The sequence below is a fragment of the Actinomyces bouchesdurhonensis genome (assembly GCF_900128465.1).
GTDB classification, from domain to species: domain Bacteria; phylum Actinomycetota; class Actinomycetes; order Actinomycetales; family Actinomycetaceae; genus Pauljensenia; species Pauljensenia bouchesdurhonensis.
This window is the reverse complement of sequence record NZ_LT635884.1, coordinates 1-812: the sequence shown is the minus strand read 5'-3', so window position 1 is coordinate 812 and position 812 is coordinate 1. Positions and strand designations below refer to the sequence as shown.

General features: G+C 64.7%; 1 protein-coding gene and 1 pseudogene. One reads left to right on the top strand and one right to left on the bottom strand.

The window, feature by feature from the left end:
* Positions 1-216, top strand: a pseudogene (locus tag BQ7477_RS10940) (lysophospholipid acyltransferase family protein); the annotation flags it as partial.
* Here the strand turns inward: BQ7477_RS10940 and BQ7477_RS10935 are convergent.
* A partial coding sequence (locus BQ7477_RS10935) for an AMIN-like domain-containing (lipo)protein (protein ID WP_234968836.1) occupies positions 213-812 on the bottom strand: 600 nt, incomplete at its 5' end. The pseudogene BQ7477_RS10940 and the gene BQ7477_RS10935 overlap by 4 nt on opposite strands.

The following is an 812-nucleotide window of genomic DNA, read 5'->3' as shown; positions in this document are numbered from 1 at the left end:
GATCTGATGAGTCCTGCCGGGTCTGAGGACCATGATGCTGTCAACGAGGCGACGCGGCGCATCAGCGACGCTGTGCGCGCGGGGGTCGGGAAGCTGCGCGGCCTGCCCGTGCCTGAGAAGGTCTGGGATCCCGCGACTCAGGCCGGCCCCTGGTGGGAGGAAGTGCAGGCCAAGCGAGCCAAGAAGGCGAAGAAAGCCACCAAGCACAGAGGTTAGTGTCGAATATCAACAATTAGACGCACTGGATTGGTGAGGAAACCGATCTGGAACTGGCGCTGCGTGGGCGAACCGATAGCGATGTGCGTATTGTCCTCGAAGGTGCCGTCCGAGACGATGTCGAGGTCGCCCGCGCGCGTGTGCTCGCCGCTCGGGTAGTTCCCTTTCGGTGAGGTTGCCGTCATCGGTGTGCCATCGATGATCAGTTCCAGCACGGTCGCCCCTTCGACTTCGATGGGTAGCCCCCGGCCCTGCTCGAGCACCTGGTCGCTCCACTGGGCCAGACGAATGCCAGGTGAGCCGTCGCCGTCAAACTCGAGCACGACGCGGGTGAAGCCCTCGTGGGAGGCTGCCCGGATCGCTGTCAGGACCAGCGCTTTGTTGGGGTCTTCGGCTCGCACGGGAGGCAGCATTGATACCGAGGACATCCAATTGTCCGCGTTGATCGGCCTGGTTGAGTCCAGGTCTGTTTCACCCGGCACGTTTGCCGTGCTCGATTGGGCATCCTCGGAAGAGGCGGGGGAGGGGACCTGAATGGACGAGGCCGGGGCGGGCCGTACGGTCGGCTGCACCTGCGGGGACGCGGGCGTGCAGGC